The sequence below is a fragment of the Stakelama flava genome (assembly GCF_019351405.1).
GTDB lineage: Bacteria > Pseudomonadota > Alphaproteobacteria > Sphingomonadales > Sphingomonadaceae > Sphingomonas > Sphingomonas flava_A.
Genome location: NZ_JAHWZX010000005.1, coordinates 159388 through 174819 on the forward strand (window position 1 = coordinate 159388; position 15432 = coordinate 174819).

Genomic DNA, 15432 nt, shown 5'->3' on the forward strand with positions numbered 1-15432 from the left:
GACGGGCCGCTTGAACCGACCCGTCTTTTTACGAAAAAAGCTGAAGGATGCCGACATCGTGAGCGACGATGCCTTCATAGATCATTCGCCCCGCGACATAAACGATTACGGCAAGGCCGATATAAGCGATCCAGCGATAGCGATCGATCACTTTTGCAATGACATTCGCCGCGATCCCCATCAGCGCGACCGACAGGATCAGTCCGATCATCAGGATGCCGGGATGTTCGCGCGCCGCACCGGCAACGGCCAGCACATTGTCGAGGCTCATCGACACATCCGCCAGCGCCACTGACCAGGCAGCGGCCGCGAAGCTCCGCGTGGATACCGCCGCCTGGCCCTCAGCCCCGGCTTCCCCACCCTCTCGGATTTCGCGCCACATCTTCCACGCTACCCACAGGAGCAGCAAGCCGCCGGCAAGCACCAGTCCGATGACGCCCATCAAATAGGTCATCAGCAGCGCGAAGATGATGCGCAGCACCAGTGCGGCGCCAATGCCGATGGCAATCACCTTGCGCCGTTGATCCGATGGTAGTCCGGCAGCCAGCGAACCGACGACGATGGCATTGTCGCCCGCCAGCAACACGTCGATCATCAACACCTGTAAAAAGGCGGCGAGCTGCGCCGGCTGCGTGATGTTCGAAAAATCGTTGACGATATGATGCCAGACATCACCCGGCGACCCGAGGCCGCCACTCGTCACGCTTGCTGCCAGTTCAATCATCATCGGGAAGGCGATTACCAGTTGCTACTGGTTCATTGAATCAAAGAAATCTTCGTTCGTCTTCGAATTCTTCATCTTGTCGAGCAGGAATTCCATCGCGTCGATGGTGCCCATCTGCATCAGGATGCGGCGAAGCACCCACATTTTCGACAGCGTGCCCTTATCGACCAGCAGCTCTTCCTTGCGCGTACCCGACTTGCCGACGTCAAGCGCGGGGAAGATGCGCTTGTCGGCGACCTTGCGGTCGAGAACGATTTCGGAGTTGCCTGTGCCCTTGAACTCTTCGAAAATCACCTCGTCCATGCGGCTGCCGGTATCGATCAGCGCCGTGGCGATGATCGACAGCGATCCGCCCTCTTCGATATTGCGGGCGGCGCCGAAAAAGCGTTTCGGCCGCTGCAGCGCATTGGCGTCGACACCGCCGGTCAGCACCTTGCCCGAACTGGGTACAACCGTGTTGTAGGCGCGCCCCAGCCGGGTGATCGAATCGAGCAGGATGACGACGTCATGCTTGTGCTCGACCAGCCGCTTTGCCTTTTCTATAACCATTTCAGCGACTTGTACGTGACGCTGCGCCGGTTCGTCGAAGGTCGAACTGATGACTTCGCCGTTCACCGAACGCTGCATGTCAGTGACTTCCTCGGGCCGCTCGTCGATCAGCAGCACGATCAGGAAGACCTCCGGATGGTTGTCGGTGATCGCCTTTGCAATATTCTGAAGCAGCACCGTCTTACCCACGCGCGGCGGCGCGACGATCAGCGAACGCTGCCCTTTGCCCTGCGGCGAGACGATGTCGATGACGCGCGCCGACTTGTCCTTGACCGTCGGATCCTGCGGATCGAGCGTCAGCTTCTTTTCAGGGTATAGCGGCGTCAGATTGTCGAAGTTTACCCGATGGCGCACCGCGTCCGGATCGTCGAAATTGACCGCGGTCAGCTTTGTCAGCGCGAAATAGCGTTCGCCATCCTTTGGCCCGCGGATTTCGCCTTCCACCGTATCGCCGGTGCGCAGCCCGAATTTGCGGACCTGGTTGGGTGAGACATAAATGTCGTCGGGACCGGCGAGATAATTGGCCTCTGGCGAGCGAAGGAAGCCGAAGCCGTCGGACAGCACCTCGATCGTGCCCAGCCCCATGATCTGCTCACCCTGTTCGGCCTGCACCTTCAGGATGGCGAACATCAGGTCCTGCTTGCGAAGGGTCGATGCGCCCTCGACACCGAGCGCTTCGGCCATTTCAACGAGTTCGGCGGGGGTCTTCTTTTTAAGGTCTTTGAGATGCATTTCGTATCGTCCGGGTGGGAAATCGGCTGAAGGGAATGGCGCGGAGAACGCGTGCCGACACTGTAGGAAGGAAGAAGGATACGTGCAGGGACGTGCACGGCCTTTAGCCGCAAAGCTAGGTTGCGCGCGCTAGCAAGTCAAGCTGCGGCAGTCGGCTATACCGCCTAAAAAGGCTTCACCACCGCCAGAATGACGATGAGCACGACAAAGACCGCCGGCACCTCGTTGAGCAGGCGCAGTCGTTTCAGGCTGAGGCGGGCGACCCCGCGCGCAAGCCGCCTGGAATAACCGACCATCCATCCGTGATAGCCCGACAGCAGCAGCACCAGCGCCAGCTTCGCATGCAGCCAGCCAAGCCCCCCGCCGCCATCGAACAACCCGATATTCGCCGCCAGCGCCAGCCCCAGCAGCCACGTCACGATAAGCGAAGGGGTAAGGATCATTCGCCGCATCAGCGCCTCACGCTGTTCCCAGCGCGGCGGTTCGGCAGGATCGTCCAGGCCCTGCTGATGATGGATCAGGTAGCGTGGATAGAGAAACAGGCCCGCCATCCAGAAGATGACGAAGACGATATGCGCCGCCTTCACCCAAAGATAGGCACTGCCCAGCCAGCCCGTCATGCCACTCCCCTTACCTGTTCGACCAGTGCGTCAACATGCGCGATCGGCGTTTCCTGCCGGATGCCGTGGCCGAGGTTGAACACATGCGGCCGTTCGGGAAACGCCGCGAAAATCCGCTTCACCGCACCGCGAAGCACCGCTCCCCCCGCGACCAGCGCCAGCGGATCGAGATTGCCCTGTACCGGCAGCCCGTCGGGAAGCACGCCATCCGCCCAATGCGGATCGACGGTTTCGTCCAGCCCGATCGCATCCGCACCCGTTTCGCGCGCATAGGCGGCAAGCCTGCCCCCCGCTCCCTTGGGAAAGCCGATCAGTGGCACGCCGGGATGCCTGTCGCGAAGCGCGGCGATGATCCGCGCATTGGGCGCGATGACCCAGGATTCGAACTGTGCGGGCGACAGGCTGCCCGCCCAGCTGTCGAACAGTTGTACCGCTTCGACCCCCGCCGCGATCTGACGCGAACAATAATCGAGCGTCGCCGTCTCGATCCGTTCGATCAGCGCCTGCATCGCACCTGTATCGCTATAGGCGAGCAATCGCGCAGCGGCCTGTTCCCGGCTCCCCTGCCCGGCGATCATATAGGTGGCTACCGTCCACGGGCTTCCCGCAAAGCCGAGAAAGGTCGTGTCGTCGTCAAGCATCGCGGCGACTGTACGAACCGTCTCGATCACCGGGGCAAGCACGGCCGGGTCATAATCAAGGCGATCGATCATTCCGGCATTCTCCATAACGGGGGCAAGCCGCGGTCCCTCCCCTGTCACGAACCACAATTTCTGGCCCAGTGCCTGGGGAATGACCAGAATGTCGGAAAACAGAATCGCGCCGTCAAAGCCGAAACGCCGCAGCGGCTGCACCGTCACTTCCGCTGCCGCGCGTGGATCGTTCACCAGTTCGAGAAACCCGCCCTTGGTTGCCCGAAGCTCCCGATATTCGGGAAGGTAGCGGCCGGCCTGACGCATGAGCCAGAGCGGTGGCACTGCCTGCCTGCGCCCGTTCAGCGTTTCGAGCAACGGCTTCGAAATATCGGTCAGGCGTGCCTCCATATACTAATAAAGATTCTAGAAAGAGGATGTTGCGGGATGTTGGAGTGTTGGCGACGGGGATTACGCTTCGCTACCCATATTGCCAACAGCTTGACCAGTGCGGAGCCGTTTATCGCGCCGGATTCGAATCGGTTATTCGCATTATCCACAATCTGTGGATAACTTTGTCCGTGGTTCAACGGATTGTGGATGACTGTGGACAAAACCGATGCTTATCCACCGCTTGGCCCCGCGGCCAAGTTGCGCTAGCGATTGCCCGCATGTTTTCCACAGGCTTATCCTGAACGCTCCCATGCGGTTGCATCTGCACCTTTTATCGGACTCCACCGGTGAGACGCTGGAGAACATCGCCAACGCTGCGCTGGCGCAATATGACGATGTCGAAACGCTGCGCCATTTCTGGCCGATGGTGCGAAGCGAGGCGCATCTCGACCGGATATTGCAGGAAATTTCGCAAAATCCGGGGCTGGTGCTGTTCACGCTGGTCAATCCCGACATCCGCCGGACGCTTGAATCACGCTGCCGGGCGCTTGGGCTTCCCACGATCGCGCCGCTTGATGCGGTGACGGGGGCGCTTTCGAACCTTTTAGGGCAAGAGGCGAAGGCTCGGCCGGGACGCCAGCATATGCTCGACGCCGCCTATTTCGCGCGGGTCGACGCCATACAATTCACCATCGCGCATGACGACGGCATCGCCGATGAAGACTGGGAGGAAGCCGACATCCTGTTGGTCGGCGTATCGCGCACGTCGAAAACGCCGACGTCGATCTACCTCGCCAATCGCGGGTTCAAGACCGCGAACCTGCCGATCGTTCCCGAATCGCCGCCGCCAAAACATCTTTTCGACCTGAAACATCCGACGATCGTCGGGCTGACCACCAGTCCGGACCGCCTGATCCAGGTGCGCCGCAACCGCCTGATCGACCTGAACGAAGGGCGCGAGACCGATTATGTCGACCAGGACGCGGTGAAACGCGAAATCGCTTATGCCCGACGCATGTTTGCCGACCGCGAATGGCCAGTAATCGACGTCACCCGCCGATCGATCGAGGAAACCGCGGCGGCGATCATCAAGCTGCTGAACGAACGCGATCTGGCGGGCGGCAAGCAATGAAGCTGGTGCTTGCCTCGCAAAGCGCGTCGCGTCGCGCCATGCTCGACGCTGCCGGCGTCCCCCACGAAGCCGTGGCGAGCGGGCTGGACGAGGAAAGCGTGAAGGCGGGGTTCGCCGATCTCGACATGAAGGCGCGCGACGTCGCCGATGCGCTGGCCGGGATGAAGGCGGTGCGCGCCGCGTCGCGCATCGATGGCGATGCGCTCGTTCTGGGCTGTGATTCGCTCGCGGTGCTCGACGATGGCACCCGGCTCGACAAGCCCGAAAGCCGGGATCAGGCGCGCGCGCACCTCGAAATGCTTTCCGGACGGCGGCACGACCTGATCAGTGCGGCGGTCATTGCCGAGGGTGGCCGCCCGGTATGGCGTCAGGTATCGCGCGCGAAGATGTTCATGCGCCCGCTCTCGCCAGCCTTTATCGATGAATATCTCGATGCCGAATGGCCCGCCATTTCGGGCTGTGTCGGTTGCTATCGGCTTGAAGCGCGCGGGGTGCAGTTGTTCGCGCGGATCGATGGGGATTATTTCACGATTCTCGGCATGCCGTTGCTGGCGATCCTCGATTATCTGCGCATTAGGGGGATTATGACGGCATGACGACGAACACCGACGCACCGGTCGCGCATGTGATCGGTGATCCGATTACGCATAGCAAATCGCCGCTGATCCATCGCTTCTGGCTGGAGGCGCTGGAGATGATCGGCGACTATGATGCCGTGCATGTCACGCCGGCCGATTTGGGCGAATATATTGCACGTCAGCGCGACATGCCCGAATGGCGCGGCTGCAATGTCACCCTGCCGCACAAGCTCGCGATCCTCGATCATGTCGCGGACAAGGGCGGGCTTCGCGACGATCTGGGCGCCGCAAACACGGTATTTCGCGATGAAAATGGCGATCTTGCCGCGACCAATACCGATATTGCCGGTTTCTATTCGCCGCTTGCGGGGTTTCCGTTTGAAGAAAGTCATGTCGTGGTGATCGGCGCTGGCGGCGCTGCGCGCGCCGCGCTGTATGCGCTGGGCAAGGCGGGGACCGCGCGCGTGACGGTGATGAACCGCAGCCCGCTAAAGGCGATGGGGCTGATCGCCAAATTCGGGCTGAAGGGCGATGTGGTACCGCTGGGTTCGCCGCTGCCGCCCGCCGACCTGCTGGTCAATGCCAGCTCGCTTGGCATGCGTGGGCAGCCGGCGCTCGACATCGACCTGTCGCCTTTGCCGGACGACGCCACCGTGTACGACATCGTCTATGCGCCGCTCGAAACCGCGCTCCTCGCTCAGGCGCGCGAGCGCGACCTCGACACGATCGACGGGCTGGAGATGCTGATCGGCCAGGCGGCCCTCGCCTTTGAACTGTTCTTCGGCGCAGAACCCCCGCGCGATCGCGACGACGAATTGCGGGCGGCGCTGACCGCATGATCCGCCTCGGGCTCACCGGCTCGATCGGCATGGGGAAATCGACCGTCGCGGCAATGTTCGCTCAGCAGGGCGTGCCGGTGTTCGATGCCGATGCGCAGGTCCACGCGTTGCAGGCGCCCGGCGGCGCGGCGGTGGCGGCGATCGAGCGCGAATTTCCCGGAACCACCGGCGCGATGGGCGTCGATCGCGCGGCGCTGGGAAATGCGGTGTTCGGCGATGACGACGCCATGAAGCGACTGGAGGCGATCATCCATCCCGCGATCGCCCGTGCGCGTGAGGCATTTGCGAACCGCCATGCCGATGCCACGCTGCTGCTGTTCGACGTGCCGCTGCTCTTCGAAACCGGTGGCAGCTATGTCGACAAGGTTGCGGTCGTGTCCGCTCCCGCCGAGGTGCAGCGCGAACGCGTACTCGCCCGCCCCGACATGAACGAAGCGCGGTTCGAAGCGATTATGGCGCGCCAGATGCCCGATGCGGAGAAACGCGCGCGCGCCGATTTCGTGATCGACACCGGAACCAGCCTTGACGCCACACAGGGTCAGGTGCGGCGTCTGATCGCTTGCCTCTCTGCGGCGGGAGCGCGATAGTCGCGCCATGCGCGAAATCGTCTTCGATACCGAAACCACGGGGCTGAGCTTTTCGGGAGGCGACCGGCTGGTCGAGATCGGCTGTGTCGAATTGTTCAACCGGGTGGAAACGGGGCGGACCTTCCACTGTTATTTCAACCCGCAACGCGCGATGGCGGCGGAGGCGGAAGCGGTGCACGGGCTGGGCGACGCCTTCCTCTCCGACAAGCCGCTGTTCGGGCACAAGGTGCAGGACCTGCTCGATTTCATCGCCGACAGCCCGCTGGTCGCGCATAATGCCGGTTTCGATTTCGGCTTCCTGAACGGCGAACTGGGTCTGTGTTCGCGACCGGCAATCGCGATGGACCGGATGATCGATACGCTGGTGATGGCGCGTAGCAAGATTCCGGGGGCGAAGCATACGCTTGATGCGCTGTGCGTGCGTTTCGGCGTCGATCGCAGCCGCCGGGTGCTGCACGGTGCGTTGCTCGACGCGCAGCTTCTGGCCCAGGTCTATGTCGAACTGACAGGCGGTCGCCAGATCGGCCTTGGTCTGGCGGTTGAAAGCGTAGTTGAACCGGCGGCAGCGCCTCTGGTCGCGCCGTGTGCCGACCGGCCGCATCGGGAATTTTCCGCCACCGATGCGGAACTCGACCGCCATCGCGCGTTCATCGCTAAGATTGGGGATGCGCTTTGGGCCGGGGCGGATTGATCCGGCGCGGCGGCGTCCCTAGGTCGCTTATACGGTAGATTATTCAGGAGAATGCGATGGAAATCCGGGTTTCAGGTCATCAGATCGACACGGGTGCGGCGCTGAAGCAGCATGTCGAAGACCGGCTTCAGGCCATCGCGGAAAAATATTTCTCGCGCGCTATTTCGGCCCAAGTGACGTTCGGCAAGGGGCCGCACGAAAGTTTCACCTGCGATATCGTGTCGCATGTGATGAAAGACCTTGTGCTGAAAGGCCATAATCAGAGCATGGACGCGCACAGCGCGTTCGACGGCGCGGCCGACAAGATCGAAAAGCAGCTTCGCCGCTATATGCGCCGTCTGAAAGATCGTCACGCCAATGAAATCATTGCCGATGTCGAAAGTCGCGGTTTCGAAAATGCCGATTACCGGGTATTCGAACGCGCGGTCGAGGAAGAGGAAGCGTCGGCCGACGCGCCGCTGATCATCGCCGAAACCCGAACCGACATTCCCGATGCCTCCGTTTCGGATGCGGTAATGATGCTCGATTTGCGAAATACCGATGCGCTGATGTTCAGGAACAGCGGGACAGGCGCCTATAATATGGTGTATCGGCGCCACGACGGTTCGATCGGCTGGGTGGAGCCCGACCGGGGATAATCCGTCAGGAGAAATATGATTCAGGCGCGCATGCGTATCGCGCGCGGACGGAATGACATGAACGATCTCAGTGACCTGCTTGCCCTTGAGACAGTGCATTCGCGCGTCTCGGCCCCCAACCGCAAAGCGCTGTTTCAGCAATTCGGACAGATGGCGCACCGCCAATGGGGACTCGATTCGCGCCGGACCGTCGATCTCATCGTAGAGCGGGAAAAACTGATTTCGACTGGATTCGGAGCGGGCGTTGCGATACCGCATGCCCGCCCCGAAGGGCTGGATCACATCGTCGGCGCGGTATTTCATCTTGCCGACCCGATCGATTTCGACGCGGTCGATGACATGCCGGTCGATCTGGTTTTTTTCCTGTTATCCCCACCCGATGCGGGCGCCGACCATCTGAAAGCGCTGGCGCGTATATCGCGGCTGCTGCGCGATCGCGAATTTGCTGAAAAGCTGCGCGGTGCCGGGTCTGACGATGCGCTGTATGCCATGCTCGCCGGGCTGGAGACGCGTGACGCCGCCTGATATTAGCGGCGAGGAGGCGCATTTTCGGGCGCTGGAATCGCTATACGCCGCAGCGCCGATCAACCAACTGTTCGAGTCGCGCCTCGAAATCGTGGAAAGCGGCCATGCGCGAATCCATTTTACGGTTCAGGAACGCCATTTCCACGCCGCCGGCGCAGCGCACGGCACAAGCTATTTCAAGATGCTCGACGATGCTGCCTTTTACGCGGCGAACAGCCTGATCACCGACCGGTTTTTGCTGACGACCGCGTTCAACCTGTTGCTCACACGGCCCTTGCCTGCGGGTCCGGTGGTTGCCGAAGGACGCTGGATCAGCGGGCAACGCCGGGTTCTCGTCGCCGATTCGCGGCTGATCGATTCGAATGGAGAGGAAGCTGCGCGAGGAACAGGCACTTTCATGCGCTCGCGAATCGCGCTCTCAACACTTGATGGCTACGCGATCCCATAATGGCACAGCGACCCACCACCGATTTTCTGGTCGGCGCGTTGCTGCGCCGGGTCCAAGGCGAAGGCGGGAGTGCAATGGTATTGGCGCGCGGCGAACCGATGAGCGGATCGATTCTCGTCCTCACGCTCGAACGGGGCGGGAATCCGCGCTTTTTCGAACGAATGCCGACGCTCGACGGCGGCTCGGCGCTGGTCGCGACGGGACCCAAGAATGTGCAGGATGAGGTCGAGGCAGCCGCATATTGGCAGCGTCGCCGCGAACGTGATCGCGATCTATGGGTAATCGAGTTGGATATCGCAGAAGCGGAACGCTTGGCCGCTAGTGTACTTATCCATGGTTGACTTTGCTGCGCCGCAAGACGAATAGGCCCCCCACTGTTGAGGCGCGTTGAGCTGACAGGGGTGCGATCCCTTTGGCAACGTAGTCGGGGGGAAGCCCGGGCCGGTTTTATTTGACCAGACGCTCGCCGGTCTCGCGCACCCACCGCATTGAAACGATCAGCAATGAAGTTTTCGCTGCGTACCGCGATTACCGCGGTGGTGACTATTTGTGCTGCAACCACGGCAGGTTTTTCCGCTCCGGGCTTTGCACTGGAGCTTCCGGGTTCGGTAAACGTGATCGACCAGACCTCGCTTTCGGCAATTAATGCACGGAACGAGGCAAAGGTTCCCACCCCTCCCCCGCCGATCGTCCCGATCGCGCTCACCCCCGATGAACAGCCCGCCGATGCGGCTGTCGGTGGCGACGATGATGGCGATGCGGATTTCGCCAGCCTTAGCGACGCAGTGGCTGCCCAGTCGGTTCCTTCGAACCTCGACAAGGAGCTGCGCTGCCTCGCCACGGGCGTGTATTTCGAATCGAAGGGTGAATCGCTCGCCGGGCAGCTTGCGGTGGCGGATGTCATCCTCAACCGCGCGCAGTCCCAACGCTTCCCCGATTCGGTTTGTTCGGTGCTGACCCAGCGCAGCCAGTTCTCGTTCGTCCGCGGCGGCCGTTTGCCTAAGCCGCGCGTGAACAGCCGGGCATGGCGCACGGCGGTGGCGGTGGCGAAGATTGCCAGCGCCGATCTGTGGGACAGCCCGGTCCCCGATGCGCTGTTCTTCCACGCTCGCTATGTGTCGCCCAGCTGGCGCCTTGCCAAGGTCGGCGCTGTCGGCAACCACGTCTTCTATCGCTGACACGGGCTTCCGACTTCCTTTTGTTCGCCGGATGTTCTAACAAGGGCGGGATGGCTTCACGTTCCGCCCTTGCCCCCGTTTCGTCCACGCCCGCCATGGATGCGGCCGGCGTGGCGCGCGGTGTGTGTCGGCTGTTGCTGCGGCACGATTTCACCGCGATCGGCGAAGTCGCGCTGTCCGACGGGCGACGGGCAGACCTGATGGCGATCGATTCGCGCGGCGCGATCATTATCGTCGAAATAAAGGTTTCGCGCGCCGATCTGCTGGGCGATGCCAAATGGCGCGAATATCTGAACCATTGCGATCGGTTCTATTGGGCGGTCCCGCGCGGGTTTGACGCCAGTCCGCTTGATGAAGCGCAATTCCTTCCCGAACGAGCCGGCGTCATGATTGCCGATCGCTATGACGCCGCGGTTTTGCGCGAAGCGACGGCGCAGCCGTTACCGGCGGCGCGCCGCAAGAAGGTGACGCTGGCTTTTGCCCGGCGTGCCGCGCGGCGGCTGATCCACATACACGATCCCGACGCCGAAAGCGGAAGCTGAAGCGGGTTTAGGGTTGCGGGCCGTACATCGCGCCCGCATCGCCCCGATCAGGCCCCTTCTCGATCGCGTCGAGCAGCGCAGGCGAGCGGGTTTCGCGCTTCGCGTAATCGCGTGCGGACATCCCCGCGATATTGTCGGTCTGATCGGGATCGGCCCCGCCCTTCAAAAGGATGTCGATCATCTTCAACCGGATCGGCACCGGCACGGTCTTCATCTGCACCGCCATGATCAGTGGCGTCTGCCCCGACCGGTCGGCCAGGTTGAAATTGGCGTTTGCGCTCGACAGCAGCTCCAGCCCGCGCACGAAACCTGTCTGCACCGCGATCAAAGCCGGGCTGTCGCCGCTATCGTTGCGGATGTCGGGATCAGCGCCCTTGGCGAGCAAAAATTGCAGATAGGTCGAATCGCCGCGCCGGGTGACGATGTGGAGCGCGGTGTCCCCGCTCTTCGGATCGGTCGTGTTGATGATCCGCTGGCCCGGCTGATTGACGATCGACGTCACCGTGTTGCCGTCCGAATCACGGACCGCCTTCAGGAATTTATAGCCTTCCGAAAAATTCTGGGCCGAAGCGTGCGGCGCCGCGATCAGCGCCAGCGAAGCTGCGAAAATAGCCGAATTTCGTGCGAACATGTCGTCGTGCAAACCCCAAGGTCGGTCTTATGCCGGTTGAACAACCCGTTCTATCAGATCATTGCTGGCGTTACCATGAATCGCCGACATTTCGCCCTGATGTCCGTTACGTTGCCGACCGCGTTTGCGCTGGCGGCGTGCGGTGCGCCGCAACCCACCAAATCCCCGCTTGCCGGATCGTCGATCGGCGGTCCGTTCAGCCTGATCAATCAAAAGGGAGAGCGAGTCACCGAACGCGATTTCGCCGGCAAATACCGCATCATGTATTTCGGCTATACCTATTGTCCCGATGTCTGCCCGGTTGACATGCAGAATATCGGTGCTGGGATGGCGCGCCTGCGCCAATCCGACCCCGATCTGGCAAAGCGGGTCGTGCCGATCTTCGTCTCGGTCGATCCCGAACGCGATACGCCCGCGGTGGTGGGAAAGTTTGTTTCGGCATTCGGCACCGGCATTATCGGACTTACCGGCGACCCCGCGCAAATCGCGAAGGTGGCGAAGGAATATGCCGTCTTCTATAAAAAGGTTCAGCCCGACGGCGCCGATGGCTATCTTATCAATCACAGCCGCGCCGCCTATCTGATGGGGCCGGGGGGTGATCCGATTGCCTTGGTGCCGGCGGATGAATCGCCGCAGGCGGTGGCGGATACATTACGCAAATGGGTAACGTGACGACACGATTCTGGGAAGATATTCCGCTGGAAAAGCTCGGCCGCGCGCAGTGGGAGGCATTGTGCGACGGATGCGGCAAGTGCTGCCTGCACAAATTGCAGGATGAGGATACGGGCGCGGTGGCGGCCACCAATGTCGCATGCCGGTTGCTCGATACGCATGCGGGGCGGTGCGGCGATTATCGTCACCGCCGCGCGCATGTTCCCGACTGCGTGCAATTGTCGCCGGCGCGGATGGAGGCGATCTCCTGGCTCCCGCGGACCTGCGCCTATCGGTTGCGCGGCGAAGGAAAGCCCCTGCCTGACTGGCACTATCTGGTGTGCGGCGACCGGGAGGCGGTACATCGCGCGGGTGAATCGACGCGCGGATGGACGGTCAGCGAAGATCTGGTCGGCGATATCGAACACCATATGGTGGACCGCGAATTGTGAGCGATATCGAGGTCGTGCGCCATCCGCGCGCACGACGTATGCGGCTGTCGGTCGATCCGGCAAGCGGGCGGGTTCGGCTCACCATTCCCCGGCGCGCTTCGGAACGTGCGGCGCTTCGTTGGGCGCAGGAGCACCATGAATGGGTTGCGGCGCGGCGGGCCGAATTGCCGCGTGCGCGTCCATTCGATCCGGGCGAGCGGGTGCCGGTTCATGGCGAGCAGTTTTTGCTGCTATGGGACGAAACCGCGCCGCGCAGGGTTCAACGCGTCGGCGAAACGCTCGCTTGCGGCGGCCCGCGCGAAGGTTTTTCCGGCAGGGTAGAGCGCTGGCTGCGCGCTGAGGCGAAGCGAATACTGGAAGCGGAAACGCACGTGCTGGCGAACGCCAACGGGATCCATGTCGAACGCGTGTCGATCGGCGATCCGCGCAGCCGGTGGGGAAGCTGTTCGAGCAGCGGCGCGATCCGCTATAGCTGGCGATTGATCCTCGCGCCGCGCTTCGTTCTGCGCTCGACGGTGGCGCATGAAGTCGCCCATCGACGCCACATGAATCATGGCCCTGATTTTCATGCGCTCGAACGCGAATTGCTGGGAGATGATCCGGGCGAGGCACGCCGCTGGCTACGCGCCAACGGGGCGGGGCTTCACTGGTTCGGCAGGTCGGTGTCCGACGGCGCGGGCTGACGTTGCGTCGCTGATCCGTCGCGTTGCGGCGTTGGTGTGCGGCGCGGCAGGCGCTGAACCTGATTTGGGTCAGATGGGCGCGGTTGCTGGGTCGGCCCATTGCCCGCCGGCTGATCGCGGCCCAGCACCCGGTCTATCCAGCGTTCGTCGAGCCGCTCGGGCGGTTGCTGGCGCTGCTGCGGCACCGGCTGGGGCGGTTGAGTCGGTTGCTGCGGGAAAGCTTCGCCCGGCACGGGTTGCGGACCATAGCCGTCGCCGGGGAAGCGCGGTTCGGGCTCCGGCGGGACATCGCCATCTTCGAACAGGCCATTGTCGGGGCCGCTGTAATAGCTTTCCTCATCGGGTTCGACCTGCCAGTCGGGCAGCGTCACCTTGGTATCGAATTGCTCGACCGGTCGATCGGCAACGGCTTTGCGCATGAAATCGGCAAAGGCGCGGGCAGGGGCAGTGCCGCCATACAGCCCGGACACCGGATCGGCATCGTCCTTGCCCATCCACACCCCGGTCGTCAGTCCGCTGGAAAAGCCCAGGAACCAGCCGTCCTTGTTCGACTGGGTGGTGCCGGTCTTACCCGCGACCGGGCGGCCGATCTGGGCGCTGCGGCCCGTCCCGGTATTGACCGCAGTCTGAAGAAGGTCGGTCATTTCGGCGGCGATGTAGGGCGCGACGAGAACGCGGGAGGTATCGACCTCATGCTGATAAATGACTCGCCCGTTGGCGGTGACGCGGGTGATGCCGAACGGATCGACGGCCACGCCCCGATTGGCGACCGATGCAAATGCCTGCGTCATGTCGATCAGGTGCACCTCGGACGTGCCCAGCACCATTGCGGGATGGGTGTCGATATCCGTGCTGATCCCGAATCGGCGCGCCATGTCGGCGACGGTGTTGAATCCAACATCCTGGCCCAGCTTCGCCGCGATGGTGTTGATAGAATAGGCGAAGGCGGTTCGGATGCTGATATTGCCGGCGAACCGGCCATTGCTGTTGCGCGGGCTCCATCCGCGGATATCGACCGGTTCGTCGATCACCATGTCGTCCGGTTTGTATCCCGCCTCCATCGCGGCGAGGTATACGAACAGCTTCCATGCCGATCCCGGCTGGCGCACCGCCTGAGTCGCGCGGTTATAGTTCGACGAGACATAGTCTTTTCCGCCGACCAGCGCGCGCACCGCGCCATCGCGATCAAGCGCGACCAGCGCGCCCTGAACCCCTTTTGGCGCTTCGGCGCGAACCGCCTTTTCAGCCGCTTTCTGCATCGACAGGTCGAGCGTCGTCCACACCTCAAGCGGTGCCTGCGTCTCGTCGATCAGCATTTCAAGCTGGGGCAGAGCCCAGTCGGTGAAATAGCGCACGCTGTTCTGGTTCGGCTCCTGCGCGAGCTTGATGTCCTCCGGATCGGCGGACGCCGCCTCGCCCGGCGTGATCGCGCCGTTTTCGACCATCACGTCCAGCACCACCCCGGCGCGGCCGACCGCCGCCTCCGCATCGGCGGTCGGCGAATAATGCGACGGTGCCTTTACCAACCCGGCGATGATCGCCGCTTCACCAAGGCTTAGGTTGGTTGCCGAATGGCCGAAGAAGCGGCGCGAGGCCGCGTCGATGCCATAAGCGCCGCCACCGAAATACACCTTGTTCAGATATAGTTCGAGGATCTGATCCTTGGTGAATTTACGTTCGAGCGCCAGCGCGAGGATGGCCTCGCGCAGCTTGCGCCCCAGCGTGTAGCGGTTCGACAGGAAGATGGTGCGCGCCACCTGTTGCGTGATGGTCGACGCGCCCTGCATCCGGCGGCCGGTGCCGCGATGATCGATCGCGAATTTCGCCGCGCGCAACGCGCCGATCGGATCGACGCCGATATGCGAATAAAAGCGCTTGTCCTCGATCGACACCATCGCCTTGCGCATGACGGGCGGAATGTCGTCATAGGCAATCCATTCGCCATAGCTGGGGCCGAGCGACATCATCACCGTGCCGTCGGCGGCATGCACGCGGATCATCTGCCCGTTGGGCGAGGATTTGAGCGCCTGATAACTCGGCAGCGACGCCTTGGTCGTATAGACCGCGATGCCAAGCGCGATGAGCGCCACGATCGCCAGGGTCGCGCCGATGCCAAGCGTCCAGAAAAAGAAGCGCCGGAAACGGAAGCCGGATTTTGTACGGGAAGACTTTGCCATCGCGAACCGTCCGGTTACGCGTTATCGCGC

The 15432-nt window shown here is 62.4% G+C and carries 20 protein-coding genes; 14 read left to right on the forward strand and 6 right to left on the reverse strand.

All coding sequences use genetic code 11. From position 1 onward, the window contains the following. Window positions 1–28: 28 nt before the first annotated feature. The 4 genes from KY084_RS07490 to hemE all read right to left on the reverse strand — a co-directional run bounded on the left by KY084_RS07490 (window position 29) and on the right by hemE (window position 3668). A complete protein-coding gene (locus tag KY084_RS07490) occupies window positions 29–724 on the reverse strand; it encodes a YjbE family putative metal transport protein (RefSeq protein ID WP_219237915.1) in 696 nt (231 codons plus the stop codon). Window positions 725–748: 24 nt separating this feature from the next. Then, a complete protein-coding gene (gene rho, locus KY084_RS07495; protein WP_219237830.1) occupies window positions 749–2005 on the reverse strand; it encodes a transcription termination factor Rho in 1257 nt (418 codons plus the stop codon). 164 nt (window positions 2006–2169) lie between these two features. Then, a complete protein-coding gene (locus KY084_RS07500) occupies window positions 2170–2625 on the reverse strand; it encodes a CopD family protein (RefSeq protein WP_219237831.1) in 456 nt (151 codons plus the stop codon). Next, a complete protein-coding gene (gene hemE / locus KY084_RS07505; RefSeq protein WP_219237832.1) occupies window positions 2622–3668 on the reverse strand; it encodes a uroporphyrinogen decarboxylase in 1047 nt (348 codons plus the stop codon). The genes KY084_RS07500 and hemE overlap by 4 nt, the downstream gene beginning before the upstream one ends. Window positions 3669–3960: 292 nt before the next feature. Here hemE and KY084_RS07510 point away from each other — a divergent pair, with 292 nt between their 5' ends. The 11 genes from KY084_RS07510 (at window position 3961) to KY084_RS07560 (ending at window position 10808) form a co-directional block, all read left to right on the forward strand. Continuing rightward, window positions 3961–4782, forward strand: coding sequence for a pyruvate, water dikinase regulatory protein (locus KY084_RS07510; protein WP_219237833.1), 822 nt, complete (start codon window positions 3961–3963; stop codon window positions 4780–4782). After that, window positions 4779–5378, forward strand: coding sequence for a Maf family protein (locus tag KY084_RS07515; protein ID WP_219237834.1), 600 nt, complete (start codon window positions 4779–4781; stop codon window positions 5376–5378). Before KY084_RS07510 ends, KY084_RS07515 begins: the two co-directional genes overlap by 4 nt. Continuing rightward, on the forward strand, window positions 5375–6199 hold the full coding sequence (locus tag KY084_RS07520; protein WP_219237835.1) for a shikimate dehydrogenase family protein: 825 nt from the start codon (window positions 5375–5377) through the stop codon (window positions 6197–6199). Before KY084_RS07515 ends, KY084_RS07520 begins: the two co-directional genes overlap by 4 nt. Beyond that, window positions 6196–6786, forward strand: coding sequence for a dephospho-CoA kinase (gene coaE / locus KY084_RS07525; RefSeq protein WP_219237836.1), 591 nt, complete (start codon window positions 6196–6198; stop codon window positions 6784–6786). The genes KY084_RS07520 and coaE overlap by 4 nt, the downstream gene beginning before the upstream one ends. A 7-nt stretch (window positions 6787–6793) precedes the next feature. Beyond that, complete coding sequence (dnaQ, locus tag KY084_RS07530; RefSeq protein WP_219237837.1) at window positions 6794–7477, forward strand: DNA polymerase III subunit epsilon; 684 nt, start codon at window positions 6794–6796, stop codon at window positions 7475–7477. A gap of 56 nt (window positions 7478–7533) precedes the next feature. Further along, window positions 7534–8115: a ribosome hibernation-promoting factor, HPF/YfiA family gene (gene hpf, locus KY084_RS07535; RefSeq protein WP_219237838.1), complete on the forward strand. Its 582-nt coding sequence runs from the start codon at window positions 7534–7536 to the stop codon at window positions 8113–8115. A 57-nt stretch (window positions 8116–8172) separates the two neighbouring features. After that, window positions 8173–8640, forward strand: coding sequence for a PTS sugar transporter subunit IIA (locus tag KY084_RS07540; protein ID WP_219237839.1), 468 nt, complete (start codon window positions 8173–8175; stop codon window positions 8638–8640). Next, window positions 8600–9088: a PaaI family thioesterase gene (locus tag KY084_RS07545; protein WP_219237916.1), complete on the forward strand. Its 489-nt coding sequence runs from the start codon at window positions 8600–8602 to the stop codon at window positions 9086–9088. Before KY084_RS07540 ends, KY084_RS07545 begins: the two co-directional genes overlap by 41 nt. Then, window positions 9088–9429 carry a DUF1491 family protein gene (locus KY084_RS07550; protein ID WP_219237840.1) on the forward strand — a complete coding sequence of 114 codons (342 nt, stop codon included), beginning with the start codon at window positions 9088–9090 and terminating at the stop codon, window positions 9427–9429. The genes KY084_RS07545 and KY084_RS07550 overlap by 1 nt, the downstream gene beginning before the upstream one ends. Before the next feature lie 162 nt (window positions 9430–9591). Beyond that, entirely contained in the window at window positions 9592–10266 is a 675-nt protein-coding gene (locus KY084_RS07555; RefSeq protein ID WP_219237841.1) for a cell wall hydrolase, read from the forward strand. Window positions 10267–10316: 50 nt separating this feature from the next. Beyond that, complete coding sequence (locus KY084_RS07560) at window positions 10317–10808, forward strand: MmcB family DNA repair protein (RefSeq protein ID WP_246586973.1); 492 nt, start codon at window positions 10317–10319, stop codon at window positions 10806–10808. A 7-nt stretch (window positions 10809–10815) separates the two neighbouring features. On the opposite strand, the gene KY084_RS07565 is transcribed toward KY084_RS07560, so the two are convergent. Next, the gene (locus tag KY084_RS07565) at window positions 10816–11439 is read right to left on the reverse strand and encodes an ankyrin repeat domain-containing protein (protein WP_219237842.1); all 624 of its coding nucleotides are present in this window, start codon (window positions 11437–11439) and stop codon (window positions 10816–10818) included. Window positions 11440–11514: 75 nt separating this feature from the next. Here KY084_RS07565 and KY084_RS07570 point away from each other — a divergent pair, with 75 nt between their 5' ends. Genes KY084_RS07570 through KY084_RS07580 form a run of 3 tightly spaced genes read left to right on the forward strand, consistent with a single transcriptional unit; the run spans window position 11515 to window position 13225 of the window. Then, complete coding sequence (locus KY084_RS07570) at window positions 11515–12111, forward strand: SCO family protein (RefSeq protein ID WP_219237843.1); 597 nt, start codon at window positions 11515–11517, stop codon at window positions 12109–12111. After that, window positions 12099–12542 (forward strand): YcgN family cysteine cluster protein, encoded by a 444-nt coding sequence (locus KY084_RS07575; protein ID WP_219237844.1) that lies wholly within the window; start codon window positions 12099–12101, stop codon window positions 12540–12542. The genes KY084_RS07570 and KY084_RS07575 overlap by 13 nt, the downstream gene beginning before the upstream one ends. Beyond that, window positions 12539–13225 carry a M48 family metallopeptidase gene (locus tag KY084_RS07580; RefSeq protein ID WP_343227973.1) on the forward strand — a complete coding sequence of 229 codons (687 nt, stop codon included), beginning with the start codon at window positions 12539–12541 and terminating at the stop codon, window positions 13223–13225. Before KY084_RS07575 ends, KY084_RS07580 begins: the two co-directional genes overlap by 4 nt. Here the strand turns inward: KY084_RS07580 and KY084_RS07585 are convergent. Further along, window positions 13186–15402 (reverse strand): transglycosylase domain-containing protein, encoded by a 2217-nt coding sequence (locus tag KY084_RS07585; RefSeq protein WP_219237845.1) that lies wholly within the window; start codon window positions 15400–15402, stop codon window positions 13186–13188. The genes KY084_RS07580 and KY084_RS07585 overlap by 40 nt on opposite strands. Window positions 15403–15432 lie beyond the last annotated feature (30 nt).